The organism is Clostridium chromiireducens, from assembly GCF_002029255.1.
GTDB lineage: Bacteria > Bacillota > Clostridia > Clostridiales > Clostridiaceae > Clostridium > Clostridium chromiireducens.
In genome coordinates, this window is sequence record NZ_MZGT01000002.1 from 25,401 (window position 1) to 44,965 (window position 19,565).

The 19,565-nt window shown below is 32.9% G+C and carries 11 protein-coding genes; all 11 read left to right on the top strand.

Going from position 1 to position 19,565, the window contains the following annotated elements:
- Positions 1 to 480 precede the first annotated feature (480 nt).
- Complete coding sequence (locus CLCHR_RS00775) at positions 481 to 2,241, top strand: methyl-accepting chemotaxis protein (RefSeq protein ID WP_169896717.1); 1,761 nt, start codon at positions 481 to 483, stop codon at positions 2,239 to 2,241.
- 116 nt (positions 2,242 to 2,357) lie between these two features.
- The gene (locus CLCHR_RS00780) at positions 2,358 to 4,457 is read left to right on the top strand and encodes an alpha-glucuronidase family glycosyl hydrolase (protein WP_079437752.1); all 2,100 of its coding nucleotides are present in this window, start codon (positions 2,358 to 2,360) and stop codon (positions 4,455 to 4,457) included.
- A gap of 157 nt (positions 4,458 to 4,614) precedes the next feature.
- Positions 4,615 to 6,129: a GH39 family glycosyl hydrolase gene (locus CLCHR_RS00785; RefSeq protein WP_079437753.1), complete on the top strand. Its 1,515-nt coding sequence runs from the start codon at positions 4,615 to 4,617 to the stop codon at positions 6,127 to 6,129.
- A 39-nt stretch (positions 6,130 to 6,168) separates the two neighbouring features.
- Complete coding sequence (locus CLCHR_RS00790; RefSeq protein WP_079437754.1) at positions 6,169 to 7,251, top strand: alpha/beta hydrolase; 1,083 nt, start codon at positions 6,169 to 6,171, stop codon at positions 7,249 to 7,251.
- Positions 7,252 to 7,304: 53 nt separating this feature from the next.
- Complete coding sequence (locus tag CLCHR_RS00795; RefSeq protein ID WP_079437755.1) at positions 7,305 to 8,837, top strand: carboxylesterase/lipase family protein; 1,533 nt, start codon at positions 7,305 to 7,307, stop codon at positions 8,835 to 8,837.
- A gap of 155 nt (positions 8,838 to 8,992) precedes the next feature.
- On the top strand, positions 8,993 to 10,675 hold the full coding sequence (locus CLCHR_RS00800) for a type 2 periplasmic-binding domain-containing protein (RefSeq protein ID WP_079437756.1): 1,683 nt from the start codon (positions 8,993 to 8,995) through the stop codon (positions 10,673 to 10,675).
- A gap of 74 nt (positions 10,676 to 10,749) precedes the next feature.
- Positions 10,750 to 11,709: an ABC transporter permease gene (locus tag CLCHR_RS00805; RefSeq protein WP_079437757.1), complete on the top strand. Its 960-nt coding sequence runs from the start codon at positions 10,750 to 10,752 to the stop codon at positions 11,707 to 11,709.
- A 13-nt stretch (positions 11,710 to 11,722) separates the two neighbouring features.
- Complete coding sequence (locus CLCHR_RS00810; protein ID WP_079437758.1) at positions 11,723 to 12,622, top strand: carbohydrate ABC transporter permease; 900 nt, start codon at positions 11,723 to 11,725, stop codon at positions 12,620 to 12,622.
- Between the two features lie 67 nt (positions 12,623 to 12,689).
- Positions 12,690 to 13,826 (top strand): family 8 glycosyl hydrolase, encoded by a 1,137-nt coding sequence (locus CLCHR_RS00815; protein WP_079437759.1) that lies wholly within the window; start codon positions 12,690 to 12,692, stop codon positions 13,824 to 13,826.
- Between the two features lie 12 nt (positions 13,827 to 13,838).
- Positions 13,839 to 15,395: a glycoside hydrolase family 43 protein gene (locus CLCHR_RS00820; protein ID WP_079437760.1), complete on the top strand. Its 1,557-nt coding sequence runs from the start codon at positions 13,839 to 13,841 to the stop codon at positions 15,393 to 15,395.
- A gap of 411 nt (positions 15,396 to 15,806) precedes the next feature.
- The gene (locus tag CLCHR_RS00825) at positions 15,807 to 19,547 is read left to right on the top strand and encodes an endo-1,4-beta-xylanase (protein ID WP_079437761.1); all 3,741 of its coding nucleotides are present in this window, start codon (positions 15,807 to 15,809) and stop codon (positions 19,545 to 19,547) included.
- Positions 19,548 to 19,565 lie beyond the last annotated feature (18 nt).

The window sequence follows — 19,565 nt, forward strand, 5'->3', positions numbered from 1 at the left end:
AATATTTTGGCTGTTTATTCACTCAATATCATATGTAAGACACATTAGACATCATAAGTTTTAGTTATTCAAGATTAAGAGAGACCATGCTAGATAGAATTATTTTATCTAACATGGTCTTTTATATATTATAAAAAGAATTAGCGTATTGCTAGTTTTTTCTCTTACTCGAAAGGTTGAATTTTGTCTATAATCTCATAAGTAATTTCTTGTTAATTAAACACAGTATTGGATATTATTAAGTTCATGAGCATTATAATTAAGGTTTGCTTAGCAAATCCTAATTTAATGTAAAATATAGAGAAAGATATAGTTTTTAACGGAAAGCTTCATAGCTATTTGCCATAATTATTTGTATAAATACTATAATTATGTATGTTTCAATTTTTTTTGTAAAGCTTTAATATTGTAGTGAAAACGTTATGTATCAACATAGCCGATACTACAGACAAATTAAATTATTGAGGAATGGGTGATTTTATGAGGAAATTAAAAAGTACAATTATACTAATGAATGTACTAATTGTAGGAGTTGTTACATTATTAGTTGGTTTAATATCCATCAATCAGCTAAGGAAAAGTAATTTAGAAGCAGTTTATCAGTATGAAATTACTCTCAGAGACGGATATGACAAGAATATTAAGAATCAGGTTGATAATGTGATTGGGCTATTAAATGGTATAAATAAAATGCAATTGGATGGTAAGCTAACAGATGATGAAGCAAAGAAACAAGCAAGAAATCTAGTGAAATCTTTGAGATACGATGAAACAGGCTACTTTTGGATAGACAATATAAGCACTTCAGCAACTGATAATTCAGCAGCAGATACAGCTTCAAAAAGCAGTAGTGATGGAGATGGGACTCAAACCAATTTTAAAGAGAAGATAATGAGTCTTGTGCTTAAAGATGGAAGTGGTTTTACAGATTTTGATTATACCAAGCCAAATGGAGATGTAGCGCCTAAAAGAGCATATTCAGCATTATTTAAGCCCTATAACTGGGTAATAAGCACTGGAAATTATGTAGATAATATAGATTCAGAAATTAAAGCAAAAACGTCTGAACTTAATGGAATGTTAATAAAGACAATTATCGTATTAGTGGCATCTCTTGCAATTCTCATAGCTTTATCAATATTTGCAGCAATTAAGATTTCATCTAATTTAACAAAACCACTAATTCAGATAAAAGAACTGGCAGAGAGACTAGCCAGATATGACTTTACTGAAAATGTAAATATACATAGTAAAAATGAATTTGGACAAACCGCTGTTGCTTTAAATAAAGCTCAAGATAATGTTAAGAAATTAATAAAGAGTATAAATGGACAAACTCTTGAGCTAACTGCTTCTGCGGAAGAATTATCGGCTGTAGCTCAAGAGGTAACTAACAAGGTATTAGATATAAGTAAGTCTACAGAAAATATTACTACTAATATGAGCGAATCTATGAAGTCTGCTAATCTAGTAAATCAGTCAATGAAAGAAATAAGTGAAAGTATTTCAGAGTTATCTAAAAAGTCATCAGATGGAAGCGAAATTTCTACTGGCTTTAAAGAGAAGTCTTCGAAGCTTAAAAGTCAGACAGATGAGGCGTTAACCAATACCAGAAATATATATGAGGACAGAGAGAAAATGATAATAAGTGCTATAAATGATGGGGCAGTGGTAAAAGAAGTTTCAAAGATGGTAGAAGCCATATCGTCTATAGCTGAAGAAACAAATCTGTTAGCATTAAATGCTGCGATAGAAGCAGCTAGAGCAGGTGAACATGGTAAAGGCTTTGCTGTAGTATCAGAGGAAGTTAGAAAGCTTGCTGAGCAGTCAGCGAGTTCAGCATCGTCTATTCAAAGCACTGTTACAAAAGTTCAAAGAGCTTTTAAGAAACTTTCTGATAACAGTAATGAGGTGCTAAATTTTATTAACAAAGATGTTACAAAACAATTTAATGAATTTATGGTATCTAGTGAGTTTTATTATGACAATGCTAAGGAAATTAGTAGAATATCAGAAGATATTGCAACAATGTCAGAGCAATTAAATGCATTATCCCAAGAGATAAATGCAATGGTTAATGTTATGGCATCTAATTCAGAAAAAGCAACAGAGGATTCTGCTACAATATTTGAGGGCATAACAGAGGCAACTGAAAGTATGTCAGAAATTGCTGTTACGGTTGATAAACAAGTACAACTTGCACAAAATCTTAATGAATTGCTTGAAGAATTTAAAATATAAATTTTAATGTTAGTAGCTAGTGATTTTAAGTGAAAAACTTGATGGTGTTATTGCTGATTCAATTTTCAGTTTAAATATAAGTCACAAAATAAATATATAAAAGGAGACTATTTAACATGGTAAATAAAAAAAGTGAAATGTATTCGTGTTGGCTTAGCCACAGAGAAATTAAAAACAGCAATTACAAAGAGTATATTGAAAATATTGTAATTTCTTATAAAAGTCAGATTATAGACTCTGCACTATGGGAATTAAAGAAAGCATTTGAACAAATTGATAATACAAAAGTAGAACAGAAGATATACGAGAAAGAAGAAGGAATTGAGCATGAAAAATATATCAAATTGGAAAAATCAAATGATAAAAGCTTAGTTAGTGAAGGCTATAAAATAAAACATAAAATTCTTTTAGGAAAGAAACAAGTAATTATTATTTCAGCTAAAGATGATAATGGGATTCTTTATGGAGTATTTGCTCTATTGCGTTTGCTTGAGCAAAATAAACAGATTGATGGTATAGAAATTATTGATAATCCAAAGAAAAATATAAGGCTGGTAAATCATTGGGATAACATTGATGGAACTGTAGAGCGTGGTTTTGCGGGAAGTTCTATCTTATTCGAAAGCTGCCGAAATAAAGATATCATGAAAGAGGTTATGGACGCAATAGGTGGTATAGCAGCAACTAATAATGCACTAAGAAAAGCCTTTAATGATGATTACAATGTAGCATCTGATTTAGATAGGATTAATGATTATGCAAGAATGCTCTCGTCTGTCGGAATTAATGGAGTAATTATAAATAACACTAATGTTCATGCAGCAGAAACATATTTAATAGATAACAAAATTAATATTCTAAAAACTATTAGTAAAATATTTGATAAATGGGGAATTAAAACTTATTTAAGTATCAATTTTGCAGCACCAATTACACTTGGAGATTTACAAACTTCTGATCCATTAGATGAAAATGTAATACAATGGTGGAAGAGAAAAACAGAGCATGTATATAGTGTAATTCCGAACCTAGGTGGTTTTATGGTAAAAGCAGATTCAGAAGGAAGACCAGGTCCTTTCACTTATGGACGTAATCATGCAGAGGGTGCCAATATGCTTGCAAGTGCTTTATCACCGTATGGAGGAATATTAATATGGAGATGTTTTGTATATAACTGCAGACAGGATTGGAGAGATCATACAATTGATAGAGCCAAGGCAGCGTATGATTGCTTTACGCCATTAGATGGACAATTTTTAGATAATGTATATTTGCAAATTAAAAACGGCCCAATGGATTTCCAAGTCAAAGAACCGATATCACCACTATTTGGAGCATTGGATAACACTAATAAATTAATGGAGTTTCAGATTACTCAGGAATATACAGGTCAGCAAAAGCACGTTTGTTTTTTAATACCATGGTGGAAGGAAATCTTAAGTGCTCAAACATATGCTAATGACACAGATAGTTTAGTTGCGGAAAGAATTACAGGAATCGCAGCAATAGTTAATGTAGGAAATGATGAAAATTGGACAGGGCATTTTTTAGCACAAGCTAATCTTTATGGTTATGGACGCCTTGCTTGGAATTCAGATATTACTAGTGAACAAATAGTAGAAGAGTGGATCAACCTTACCTTTGGGGAAAATTCATTGGTTATTAAGAATGTACAAGAAATTTTAATGAATTCATGGAAAACTTATGAGAAGTATACCTCACCACTTGGAATAGGCTGGATGGTAGCACCTGGACATCATTATGGACCAGATGTAGATGGTTATGAATTTTCTCCTTGGGGAACATATCATAGGGCAGATTGTAAAGGTATTGGCATAGATAGAACTTTGGAAACTGGAACAGGTTATTCAGGACAATATAATGAGCCGTTAAAAAGTTTATATAATAATTTAGAAACTTGTCCGGATGAATTGTTGTTATTTTTCCACCATGCTTCCTATAAGCATGTGCTGAAATCCGGAAAAAGTGTAATTCAACATATTTATGATACTCATTTTGAAGGATATGAAGAGGTAAAAGAATTTATTTCAAAATGGGAAGAATTAGAGGGGAAAATAGATATATATATATATGAACAAACTCTTGAACGATTAAAAATACAGCTTGATAGTGCTGAAAATTGGAAGGATCAGATAAATACTTATTTTCATAGAATGTCAGGAATTGAAGATGAAAAGAAAAGACGGATATACTAAATTATCAATAATCTTACTTTCAATGCAAAGATTTTAAAAAATTCTTATATTTTTTATTTGGCAGACAGAGGATAAGGATTTGAATAAGGAGATAGCAGAGCTAACTATAGATATTATTATAAAGTAAACAGAATTCAATATTCAAGGAGGGTTTATTATGTCAAAAGAAATTAAAGAGATTAAGATACCTGTTTCAGGCAAGCCTTTTAAAAATAATGTTTCGTATTGTGTTGGTACAGGAAGAATGGGACTAGCGCTTCAAAAGGAATATATTGATCATTTGAAAATAGCTCAGCAATCAATACATTTCCAATATATCCGCGGTCATGGATTGTTTTGCGATGATGTAGGAATATATAGAGAATGTGAAATGGATGGAGAAACATATCCTTTTTATAATTTTACTTATTTAGATAGAATTATGGATACCTATCTTGAAAATGGAATTAAACCATTTCTTGAATTGGGATTTATGCCGGAAAAGCTTAAAACTGGCGATAATACAGTATTTTATTGGAAAGGGAATGTAACCCCGCCTATATCCTACGAGAAATGGGCAGAGCTCATTACAGTTACTTTAAATCATTTAATAGATAGATATGGTAGAGAAGAAGTGATCACATGGCCAATTGAAGTGTGGAATGAACCTAATATAGCATTTTGGGCAGGTACTATGGAAGAATATTTCATGCTTTATGATTGTTCTGCAGAAGCTGTTAAGAAAGTTGATCCACGAATCCAAGTTGGTGGACCAGCAATTTGTGGTGTAGAAACAGAAAAGTGGCTGAGGTCGTTCTTTGAGCACTGCATTGAGAATGATTCACCTTTGGATTTTATAACTCGTCATTGTTATACTGCTGACCAGCAAACTAATCGAGGACATTATATATACCATACTTTGAACGATCCAAGTTATATGATTAAGGAACTTAAAGAGACTAGAATGATTATGGCGGATTATCCACGTGTAGCTAATATGCCGCTTCATATAACAGAATTTAATAGTTCTTATGTCCCAATCTGCCCAGTTCATGATATGGATTTCCATGCAGGATATATAGCTCGTATTCTTAGTGAGGCTGGAGAATATGCCGATTCTTATTCCTATTGGACATTTAGTGATGTATTTGAAGAAATGGATGTTCCTAAATCAGTATTCCATGGAGGATTTGGTCTAATTTCTTTAAACTCAATAAAAAAACCGACATTTTATGCTTTTGAGTTTTTCTCAAAGGCCGGTAAAGAGCTGCTTTACCGTGATGAACATTTGGTTGTTACTAAAAATGAGGATAGGTATGTGATTATCGGATGGAACTATCATGATATGAAGGATTGTAAACAATCTTCTGATGAAACATATGTATTATTAATACCAGCCATAGAGAAACAAGCCATTGCACTGAAAAAAGAAGTGGGAGGACAGCATGCAAATCCAATGCAGACTTGGAGCAATCTTGGAAAACCGCGCAGTCTAAATAAAGAGCAACTAGACATATTGAAGGCTTCAGCAGAGCCACTTCAAACTGATGCTAAATTGCTTGAACAAGATGGCATCTACAGAATAGAATTACAAATTCCATGCAATCACTTATGCATGTTGGAAATTTTGCCAGTAAGTGATAAGACAGATACTTATCTTGGATATAAGCAAGAAGAATTTTATGGAATGTAGTGGTATTTATTAATATTAAATTAATTGAGGGGATAAAGTATGAAGAATATTGATGTGACAGCTGTGCCTAACGAATATAAAAAAGCAGCCCATAAGGAAGTTCAGGGGACTATTACTGAAGTTTCATACAGTGTAAAAAATTATATCAATAAGTCACGGCAACTCGTAACAGATCAAAATATCAGTTTTCAGGAAGTAGGAAGAGAAACAGTTGATGGGCCAGATATTATAAAGAAATTTAACGTATATTTGCCAGCAGGGTACAACAAAGATGATAAGGATACTAAGTATAATGTATTGTATTTACTTCATGGGGTTGGCGGAAGTCGTTACGAATGGTTAGAGGGAAGCGGTAATTCTGAAGGGAATTTTGTTATATGCAATATACTTGATAATCTTATTGTAAATAATGATATTGATCCTTTGATTGTCGTATTTCCAGATGGCAGAAGTTCATATGACTGGACAGACGATTCATTTAATGTAGAAGGAACTAACATGCTCGGATTTTATTATTTCGATTATGAACTAAGATATGATCTGATTCCCTTCATCGAATCCAATTATAATGTATATGCAAATATGAAGGATACGTCATCTGAAGGAATTGAATATAATCGAATGCATAGAGCCATAGCTGGTTTATCCATGGGTGGAATGCAAACTTTAAACTTGATTGTTGGAGGTTATAGATGTGATTCAAAGATGTATACAGGGACGAATGGAGGCTGGAGCAACGGATTTGATAAGACTATTCTAGCACAAGGAATGGAAGATCTGTTCGCTTATGTAGGTGCTTTTTCCAATGCACCTACATCCAGCGATGGCAAGGTACTGGGTTCAAGTATAACATCATGTGGCTATAGGTTGGACTTACTTTATATTACCTGTGGTGATGCAGACGAAATAGCAAGTCAGGACGGCTATGCAAAAGCGATTAACGGAATAATAGAGGCTGTGGGAGATAATCTGGATAATTATTATGAAATAGTTATAGAAGGTGGTGTGCATGATTTTAATGTATGGAACAATGGTGCATATAATTTTATCCGTTTATCTTTTGGAAGAAATGAAGAACATTTAAAGTCAGGTGTTATTAGAATGGCACTTAATTCATATTGATAATTTATGTTTTCATAATATTAAATTTATATTAATTAAAGAGGTAATCAAGTATGTTAAGGACAGTAAAAGTTGAAAATGGTATTATACAGGGATTGCCAGCAGCTGATCCACGTATAACAAGTTTTAAAGGTATACCATTTGCCGCACCGCCACTAGGTGAAAACCGCTGGCGTGCTCCTAAGCCTGCAAAAAGTTGGAATGGTACTTTAAAAGCATTTGAATTTGCGCCAATATCAATGCAAGCAAAGACAGTTATAGATGAGAAGAATATATATACAAGAGAATGGAATGTGGATCCAGACATACCTATGGATGAGGATTGCCTATACCTAAATGTATGGACGCCAGCATGTAGTACTAATGAGAAATTACCTGTATTTGTATGGTACTTTGGTGGAGTACTTCAGTTTGGAAATACAGCTGAGATGGAATTCGACGGTGAGCGTATTGCTCGTAGAGGCATTATTGTTGTAACGGTTAACTACCGTTTAAATGTTTTTGGTTTCTTATGTCATCCTGAGATAACAGCAGAAGCGCCAGAAGCTCCTGCAAATTTCGGAAACCTCGACCAGCAAGCGGGTACACAATGGGTTAAACGTAATATTGAGGCTTTCGGTGGTGATCCTAATAATATTACAATTGGAGGACAGTCTGCCGGAGGGGGAAGTGTCTTGAGTCAACTAACTTCACCTCAAAATGAAGGTCTTTGTCAGAAGGCAATTATCCAGAGCGGTATCATTACAATGCTTTATAAAGGAAATCCGCTGCCTTTAGAAAAGTCTAATTTATCTCAAGCTGAACAGGAAGGAATAAAATTTTTTGAATTTTTAGGAGTTTCATCACTTGGTGAGGCACGTAAGCTTGATGCTGAATATATTCGTGATAAATCACTTGAATATAAGAAATTCTGGGGAACTGTTGAGGACAATGTATTCTGTGTAGGGGATCCATTTAATCTTTTTCTTCAAAATAAACGTTTAATGGTGCCAATGCTTTTGGGGCATACCTCTTCTGAATTTTTTAATATCCCAAATGTTAAAAATATTGATGAATTTAGAGAGTTGGCAATTGAAATGTTCGGAGATGATGCTGATGAGTATCTGAAACTTTGTGAGGTTCAGTTGGGAGACGTTGATGAGGTACGAAAAAAAGCTTCAGTTAGTAGTATTGAGTATGCTATTCGTATTATTGGGCAGGTAAATGCTGATACGAACGCGAACATACCTTTGTATTATTATAATTTTGATGCAGAAATACCAGGATGGGATAACCCTGGGACATTCCATTCTGTAGATCTTTGGTTCTTTTTTGAAACACTCGCTAAGTGTTGGAGGCCGTTTATTGGTAAACATTATGATCTTGCTCGTCAGATGTGCAATTATTGGGCTAATTTTATACGATCTGGAAATCCAAATGGCAAAGATTCCACTGGAGAGGATATGCCATATTGGGAAAGCTACACTCCTAAGGCACCGTATGGAATGGTATTCAGAGATAAAGTAGAGTTCGTGAAGGAACAGCCAAGTAATTTAATGAAGTTTTTAGTCAAGGAATATTTCAAAAAAGATAAAAATCCATATTAAATTCTAGAATCTATAATTTTTGGTATTTTTCATATAGTTTGTTAGGTTGTTGATATTACCCTAGGATGATAAACTGTATTTGTAAATGAAAAACGTTTACAAATAATAATATAACACAAAATATATAATGTAAAAGAAAGTAGGGGGAAATGTAAATGAGAAAAAGAAAAATAATAGTAAGTATCCTTTTATCAGGAACATTAGTATTAGGTCTTCTTGCAGGCTGTGGAAGTAAAACTGCTGAAACAGCAAGTACATCAAGTGATGGTAAAGTTAAAGAATTCACAGCATTTTTTGCAACAGCAGGAAAGGAACTTCCAGATAATAATAGACTTAAAGAGGTTATCGCTCAAAAATTTGGAGTAAAGATAAATGAGTCATGGCTTACAGGACAAACTCCTAAAGAAAGAATCGGAGTAATGATTGCAGGTGGCGAATATCCAGATATGATAGATGGAACAGAAGGAACACAAGCATTAGTAGATGCAGGAGCATTTGTTCCATTAGAAGATAAAATTGATAAATACCCTAATATTAAAAATTTCTGGACGCCTGCTCAATGGGAAGCATTAAGAAAAGCAGATGGACATATTTACTATATACCACAGTTTGGAAATGTAAAGAATGAAGATACATCAACATTCTTTAATGATGAGGCTTTCTGGATTCAAAAAGAAGTTTTAGCATGGGCTAATTTCCCAAAGATCACAACAGTTGATGAATATTTTGATTTAATTGAAAAATATAAAGCTGCAAATCCACAAATAGATGGACAACCAACTATAGGGTTTGAAATCTTAAGTGATGACTGGAGATATTTCTGTTTAGAAAATCCTCCTCAATTCGTAGCTGGATATCCTAACGATGGAAGAGCAATTATTAATAAAGATACATTAACAGCTACAAACTATAACACAATTCCAGAAGCACAAAAATACTTCAAGAAAATAAATGAAGAATACAATAAAGGAATTGTAGATCCTGAAACATTTACAGCAAAATATGATCAATATATTGCAAAAATTTCTTCAGGTGCAGTACTTGGAATGGTTGATCAATATTGGGAGTTCAGAGATGCTGAATTAGCATTAAAGACAAGAAACTTAGACAACAGAACTTATATTCCACTACCTTTAACTCTTGACAAGAGCATAAAGCCAAATTATAGAATGAAACCAGCATTTAATTCAGCTGGCGGTCTAGGAATTTCAGTTAGTTGTAAAGATGTAGATGGTGCATTAAAAGCTATTAATGATTTATTATCTGACGATGCATTAAAATTAAGATACTGGGGAGAAAAAGATAAAGACTATTCAGTAGATGATAAAGGTTTAATGGTCAGAAATGAAGAGCAAAGAAATAATTCTAGAAACAAAGATTGGCAAAATGCTAATTTATGCATGTACACATATTTGCCTCAATATACTTCAGGCTACCTTGAAGATAAAATTAATACTATATTACCAGAGCAACAATTAAGTGAGTTTGAAGGAACATTAAAAGATATAGATAAAAAAATTCTTAATGCATATGGCCATAAGAAATGGTCAGATTTCTTAGATGAAATGCCTGAAGAAAATGACCCTTGGTACCCAATTTATTCAGCAACAAATTCGTGGTCAGTAGATGAACCTGCGATGATGGCAATGACAAAAATGGATGATATTAAAAGACAATGGTTACCTAAAGTTATAATGAGTACTCCAGATAAATTTGATTCAACTTGGGCTGAATATCAAAATACACTTACAACTGGAGCTGACATAAAGGTATATGAAGATACACTTACTAAAGAAGTTAAGAAGAGAGTAGAAGTAGCTAATAAGGCAAAAAAATAGATATATAAGTAGGAATTAGGGATCTTTTCAGATCCCTATTCTTTAAAATTTGTATGATAAAAGGGAGGAAAAAAATGGAATTAGGAGTAAAGAATGCTGAAGGAAATGTAGAAATAAAAGCAAAAAAGAATATGCTCGAAAGAATGAAAAAACAAAAAGCCTTAATTATAATGTCTATTCCGTTTGTTATATATACATTAATATTTAGCTATGCACCTCTTTTAGGATGGGTCATGGCATTTCAAAAATATAAGCCAGGAAAAGCTCTATTTGATCAAACCTGGGTTGGTCTTACGCAATTTAAGACACTATTTGCTGATCCGGTCTTTTTAGGTGTTATAAGAAACACTCTATGTATGAGTATAATTAATTTAACATTGGGTACTATTTGTTCTATTGGTTTCGCTTTACTATTAAATGAAGTAAGGCGGTTGTTAGCTAAAAAATTTATACAAACAATCTCTTATTTACCTCATTTCCTTTCATGGATAATTGTAACAGGAATTGTTGTAGATGTGCTTGCAACAGATACAGGTGTTATTAATCAAGTGTTAGTTGCACTACATATAATAAGTGAACCTATAAATTTTTTTGCTGAAACTAAATATTTTTGGGGAATTGTTGGGCTTACAAATGTTTGGAAAGAAGTTGGTTGGGGTAGTATTATTTACCTTGCTGCCATTACTGGTATTAATCCAGATTTATATGAAGCGGCAGAAATTGATGGAGCAGGAAGAATAAAGAAAATTTTATATGTTACTTTACCTGGAATTAAATCAACAATATTTATATTGTTAATAATGAACATTGGAAATATTGTTAACGCAGGTTTTGAATTACAATACTTACTTGGAAATGGCCTTATTCAAAGTGTATCTCAAACAATAGATATTTTTGTATTAAGATATGGAATCAGTTTAAGTAATTATTCATTAGCTACAGCGGCAGGTATATTTAAGAGCGTAGTTAGTATAGCTTTGATATTTATTGCAAATGAATTTGCAAAAAGAGCTGGTGAAGAAAGGTTATTCTAAAGGAGGAGTATTAATGGCAGGATTAAAAAAGAGAAGTAAAAGTGATATTATTTTTGACAGTATTATAGGGATATTTATGGTGATATTTGTAATTGTTACATTATACCCTATTTTAAATACATTAGCTGTTTCGTTTAATGATGGTATTGATACAGTACGTGGTGGAATTTATCTATGGCCAAGAGTATTTTCCATGAAAAATTATCAAACAGTATTTAACAATCAGAACTTAATGCAGGGTGCATTTATATCAGTTTCAAGAACTGTAATTGCTACTGTGCTTAATGTATTCTTATCAGCAATGCTTGCATATATACTAAGCAGAAAAGAGTTTATATTCAGGAAACAAATGTCAATATTTTATGTAATAACAATGTATGTTAGTGGTGGAATGATTCCAATTTATGTTTTAATGAAAACCTTACATCTAACTAATAACTACCTAGTGTATATATTACCTGGCTTAGTTTATGTATTTAACATGATTGTAATCAGAACTTTTATAAATGGATTACCTGATAGTTTAGTTGAATCAGCGAAAATTGATGGCGCAGGAGAATTTAGAATTTTTATTCAAATTATATTACCTTTGTGTAAACCTGTACTTGCAACTGTTGCATTATTTGTAGCAGTAGATCAATGGAATTCATGGTTTGATGCAATGATTTATAACTCACAAAGTATAAAGTTGACAACATTGCAGTATGAACTTATGAAGTTATTATCATCTGCAATGCAGCAGGGAAGTGGTGCAGGTGCAATAGATGCAGCTAAAAATGCAGGAACTATGGTTACACCAAAATCAATTCGAGCAGCTGCTACAATAGTAACTGCGTTACCAATAGTTTGTTTATATCCATTCTTACAAAGATATTTTGTAACAGGGCTTACTATTGGGGGAGTAAAAGAATAAGAATATTATAAAAGACTAAGGAAAAAATAAACTTTTTCAATTATCTCATATAAGGAGTAGGAGTAGAATGAGTGCTTATGAAACAAATTCTTATCATAATATCTTTAAAGAATATGGATATTCTGACGAAGAAATCGAAAAAAGATTAAATGGTATTTGTAATACTATTTTTTATGGAAATGAATCAGAAAGGTTATATCATCCCGTTGGGGATGATATGGCTTACTTTGTCGATACAGGTAATAATGATGCTAGGACAGAAGGTATGTCTTATGCAATGATGATGTGTGTTCAAAGAAATATGAAAGAAGAATTCGATCGATTATGGAAATGGGCAAAAACATATATGTATATGGACGAAGGTCTAAATAAAGGATATTTTGCATGGTCCGTTAAGCTAAATGGAGAGAAAAATGCCTATGGGCCTGCACCTGATGGAGAAGAATATTTTGCAATGGCATTATTTTTCGCGGCAAATAGATGGGGTAATGGAGAAGGGATTTTTAATTATTCAAAAGAAGCAAAAGAACTTCTTCATGAATGTGTTCATAAAGGAGAAAAGGAACCAGGGGCTCCAATGTGGGAACCAAGTAATAAATTAATAAAGTTTGTTCCAAATCTTGATTTTACTGATCCTTCATATCATTTACCACATTTTTATGAATTATTTTCTCTTTGGTGCAATGAAGAAGATCGCGAGTTTTGGAAAGAGGCAGCGCAATGTAGCAGAGAATATCTAAAAAAAGCTTGCCATCCTATTACAGGACTCGCACCAGAGTATTCGAAGTATGATGGAGTACCATGTAATTCACCTTGGGATAAAGGCCATCATGAAAGATACTATAGTGATGCATATAGAGTAGCAGCTAATCTAGGTTTATCTTATGAATGGTTTGAAAATTCAGAGTGGGAGTGTGAGTGTGCAGATAAGATTCAAACTTTCTTCTGCGAAACAGTTAAAGGTAAAGCGGATTTAGTTTATGAAATAGATGGAACAATTATTGAAGAAAAAGCCCTTCATCCAGTAGCTATAATAGCAACTAATGCTATGGCATCTTTAGCTAGTAAAGGAAAGTACAGAAAAGAATGTGTTGATTTATTTTGGGATACGCCACTTAGAATAGGTGAAAGAAGATATTATGATAACTGTTTATATTTATTCGCTTTCTTGGCGTTAAGTGGAAATTATAGAATTTGGAAGTAGAGGGAAGTAAAAATGAATAAAATAAAAAATCCAATTTTATCAGGATTCTATCCAGATCCATCAATATGTGCAGTAGGAGAAGACTTTTATTTAGTCACATCTACATTTGCTTATTTTCCAGGAGTCCCAATCTTTCATAGTAAGGATTTAGTTAACTGGGAGCAGATTGGAAATGTACTTACTAGAGAGTCACAACTAAATTTGGAGGGGGCAGGTCATTCGCAGGGAATATTTGCACCTACCTTGCGCTATAATAATGGAACATTTTATTTAATTACTACAAATGTTACTCATGGTGGGAACTTTATTGTAACAGCCGAAAAGCCAGAGGGACCATGGTCTGACCCGTATTGGTTGGAAGGAGCAATAGGTATTGATCCAAGCCTATTTTTTGATGATGATGGAAAAGCATATTATGTGGGTACAAGACCAAATCCAGAGGGAGTACGTTATAACGGAGATTGGGAAGATTGGGTTCAAGAATTAGATTTAAATACTATGAGCCTTGTAGGTGAGAGTCATAAAATCTGGAAAGGTGCACTCCGAGATGCAATATGGCCTGAAGGTCCTCATCTTTATAAGATAGATGGCTATTATTATTTGATGATTGCAGAAGGCGGAACAGGACCTGAACATGCTGTTACTATTGCAAGAAGTAAATCTATATTTGGCAAGTATGAAGGATGTCCACGTAACCCTATTATTACTCATAGACATTTAGGAAAAAGTTATCCAATAAAGCATGTTGGACATGGAGACTTAGTTAAAACTCATGATGATAAGTGGTTTATGGTAATGTTAGCTAGCAGAACCTGTGAAGGATATTGTAATACTGGAAGAGAAACCTTTTTAGCAAAAGTAATATGGGAAGAAGGATGGCCAGTAGTAAATTCAGGCATTGGAATTTTAGAATTAGAGCAAGATCATGAACTCCCAAAATATGAAGTAGAACCAAAGGAATCTTGTTATCATTTCCATGGAAAAGAGTTAGATAATACTTGGATGTTTTTAAGAAATCCAAGTGAAAATTTATATTCACTAACAGAAAAAGAAGGTTGTCTTCGCCTACACTTGAAAGAGCAGTCTATAAAAGATTTAGATAACCCGGCTTATGTAGGAATTAGGCAAAAAGAGTATCATTATATTGTATCTACTATGATGGAGTTTAAGCCGAATAATGAAAATGAAAGTGCAGGAATAGCTATAGTTCAGAGCAATGAATATCATATTAGATATGAATGCACGCAGAGAAATGGAAGAGAAGTATTACAAATTATAGAGTGTAATAATGGTAAAGATATTTTAATTAATGAAGTTGAAATAAATTCAAATAAACTTTGTTTGAAAATGGTAAGCAAGGGCCAGAAGTTAGATTTATATTATGGAATAGATGGTACTAGCTATAAATTATTACAAAAGGAGGTTAATACTAAAAATTTAAGCACAGAGATAGCTGGTGGATTCGTAGGATGCACAATTGGTATGTTCGGAACCAGTAACGGTCAACCTACCAATAATTATGCAGATTTCTACTGGTTTGAGTATAAAAGTACTACACAACATAACTAGAAATTACGGTATATTAGCAATTAAACATATCACTTATTTAGTAATATTATTTAGAAATATTCAGCAGAAATAGAAAGGATATATTATTTTAGTTTTATTTTTGACTGAGTATTTCTATTTTAGATGCTTTTGTAAATGATATCAGTTGAAATAAAGGACATATTCGTAGCTACTTCTTAAAATATAAAGCCTAATACTATGTTAGTGAAAATAATAAAGATAATATCCAGGAGCATGCAGCCGTTATCTCCCACTTAAGCGGAGAACCTAAATCTATGATTTAGTATGAATCGCTTAATTACCAGACTTTAGGAGGAGTTTCATATAAATTGGGAGTGTTACGGATGCTAGCTATCGGATAAATGTTATTTTTATTTATATATATATTATAATTAAGGGGGAGATATTAAATTGTTTACTAAGAAAAAAAAGTTGAAATTAATGAGTTTAGTTATTACAGGTTCTTTGCTTGGTGGAATGTATACGTCTACCAATAGTATACCGGTGCAAGCTACGACTGAAGATACATCATCGGTTGTAGTAGTTAACAGTACATTTGAAGCTGATGATACCACTATTTGGGATGGTTCAGGAGCAATTCTTGAAAGAGTAACTACTGGTGCTGGAGTTTGTTTGAAAGCAACTGGAAGAACTCAAGGTTATATGGGGCCTAAAATAGATTTAACGGGCAAAATACAAGGTGGAAAAACATATGAAACTTCTGTTTGGGTAAAATTTGATGGAGCAGGAACAAAAAAGTTTAAGGTTACTTTAGACAATATGATAGGTGGCACACAAGGTTATAATCAAATGACAAATCAAGTAGATGTACAAGCAAACACATGGACACAAATTACTGGTACATTTAATTGTCCAGCGGGAGAAGTAACTAAAGCCAAACCTTATGTTGAGTGTGATGATGCTACTACTGATTTTTATATTGATGATTTCAAAATTACAACAGAAGCAGGCAACGATGCACCTGAAGTTACAGATACAGTTTATACTCAAAGTTTTGAAGAAGGATTAGGTGGCTGGGCTGCTAGAGGTGGTGAAATTTCACAAGATCCATCACAAAAACAAGAAGGAAGTAATTCTTTAAAAATATCAGGAAGAACAAAAACTTGGGAAGGTCCTATAAAGGATTTAACAAGTGTACTTGAAAAAGGAGAATCTTATCATTTTTCTGCATATGTTATGTATAATGATGAAAATGGACTAGATAGCCAAGAATTCCATTTACAAACTCAAATCAAGAATGGTGATAGTTCAGATTATCAAACTATAGGAAAAGGTACAGCAAAAAAAGGTGAGTGGACAAAAATAGAAGGTGACTACACAGTTCCTTCAGGTGCAACTGGATTCTCAATATATATAGAATTACCTTATAAAGATGATGCGACCACTACAATACCTGCATCTGATAAAATTAACTTTTATTTAGATAATGTGGTTGTAACAAAAACTGTAGTAGTTAAAAAAGAGTACCAAAAGGATATTCCACAATTAAAAGATGTACTTAGTCAATATTTCCCATTTGGAACATCGGTTAATCCAAGTGAAATTGATGAGAATAATGTGCATTCAGATTTCATCAAATATCAATATGGAGCTATAGTGCCAGACAATTGCATGAAACCTGAATCAGTGCAACCAACTGAGGGGAATTTTACATTTGATGATGCAGATAAAATTGTAAATTTTGCTAATGATAATAACATGATATTAAGAGGACATACTTTAGTTTGGCATAGTCAAGTACCTGCGTGGTTTTTCCAAGATAAAGATGATTCAAGTAAGCCAGCTTCAAGGGAATTATTATTACAAAGAATGAAAACACATATACAAACTGTAATGGGAAGATATAAAGGAAGAGTAAATTACTGGGATGTTGTAAATGAAGTTATATCTGATAAGAGTGGCTTAAGAGGACAAGATGAAAATTCAAAATGGAAATCTATAATAGGAGACGTTGATGGTGATGGTTATGATGATGACTATATTAGATTAGCTTTTGAATATGCTCATGAAGCTGATCCAGATGCAAAGTTAATTATAAATGATTATGGAACAGAAGGTAGTTCTAGAAAAAGAGATGATTTGTATAATCTAGTTGATAGATTGCTTGCTAAAGGAACTCCAATAGACGGTATAGGTATTCAATCGCATATTTCCATGTATAGTCCTTCAGCAGAACAAATTAAAGAGACAATTGAAAAGTTTGCAAGCTTAAAGAAATATAATCCAGACTTTACTGTTCAAGTTACAGAATTAGATATGTCTATTTATAGTGGAGATAATGAAGGTACGAAAACACCAACAGAAGATATTTTAGCACAACAAGCAGCTCAGTATAAGAAAATATTTGATGTTTATAAAGAGCAAGCTGAAAAAGGAAACTTAAGTTTGGTTATGATGTGGGGTAATTCAGATGATAATACATGGTTAGATGATTTTCCTGTAAAAGGCAGAAAAGATGCTCCATTACTTTTTGATAGAAACTTAAAAGCTAAACCTGGTTATTGGGGAATTGTTGACCCTTCAAAGATTGCCGTGTTTAAACAAAAAGTAAATATAGCAAATGGAACGCCTGTAATTGGAAGTTCTGTGGATAAAAAGTGGATGACAGTTAAACCATTTGACGTTAATTCATTTGTAAAAGGATCAAGCGGAGCTACAGCTAAAGTAAAAACTATGTGGGATGAAAATAATTTATATGTTCTTGCAGATGTAAGCGATACAACAGTTGGAGATAAGGATACTGTAGATGTATTTGTAAATAATGGCGCAGGAGAATATGTAAAGTATTCAATTAATCGTAGCACTAATACTGATGCAATTAAAGTTACTTCCACATCTACTGGGTATCAAATACAAGCTAAAATACCATTAGGCGATATTAAAGCAGCAGTAGGAACTAAAATTGTATTTGATATGAAAATTAATGATAATGCTTCTAATGGTGAAATAACTTCATCAGTAGTTTGGAATGATTATGCAAGTGTAGATACATTAAGTCCAGAAAATGGCGGAATATTAGCATTTGCTAAAGAATCAAAATTATCAGAAACTAAAAAGGGAACTCCAAATATTGACGGTAAAATAGATGAGATATGGAATACTGCTAATGTTATAAACACAGATGTAAGTGTACAAGGAACAGATGCAGCTAAAGCTAAAGTTAGAACTTTATGGGACAAAGATTATATTTATGCATTATATGAAGTTGCAGATAGTAATTTAGATAAAAGTAGTGTTAATGCATATGAGCAAGACTCAGTTGAGACATTTATAGATGAAAATAACGCAAGAGCTTCATCTTATGATAATGATGATGCTCAATATAGAGTAAATTATGATAATGAACAAAGTGGCGGCGGAAACAGAATTACTGATAAATTCAAATCAGCAACTACAAAAACTGATAATGGATATATAGTAGAAATAGCTATTCCTTTAAAAAATGAAGCTGTGGCTAACCAAATTATAGGATTTGATGCTCAAGTAAATGATGCTGCCGACGGTGTAAGAAATGGAGTAAATATTTGGTGTGATGCAAGTGGACAAACTTGGTCTACTACGAGTAATATAGGCAATATAATGCTTGTTGATTCAACAGATGGCGGAAATACAGGTAATTCTGGTTCAAATTCAGGAAATACAGGCACTGGTAATTCAAGTACAGGATCTTCTAATCATCATTCAAGTAATTCAAGCTCAAGCAGTTCATCAAATGAAAGTGAAAGTCAAAACACAAGCACATCTAATAATAACGGAGTGGCGAAAGAAGGATGGAGTCTTGATGTAAATAATAATTGGACACTTATTGAAAATGGAAAACCAGTTACTGGATGGAAGCTTGTTGATAATAAGTGGTATTTAATGAATCAAGATGGAAAGATGCAAACAGGATGGGCACAGGATACAAATGGAAAATGGTATTTCTTAAAAAATAGCGGAGAAATGCAAATAGGATGGATTCAGGATACGAATGGAAAATGGTATTTACTGAAAAATAGCGGGGAAATGGCAATAGGATGGACACAGGATGCAGATGGAAAGTGGTATTTCTTAAATAGCAGTGGAGAAATGTTATACAATACAACTGTTGATGGATATACTTTAGGTTCTGATGGAGCATGGATTCAATAATTAAATTTATATTACAAC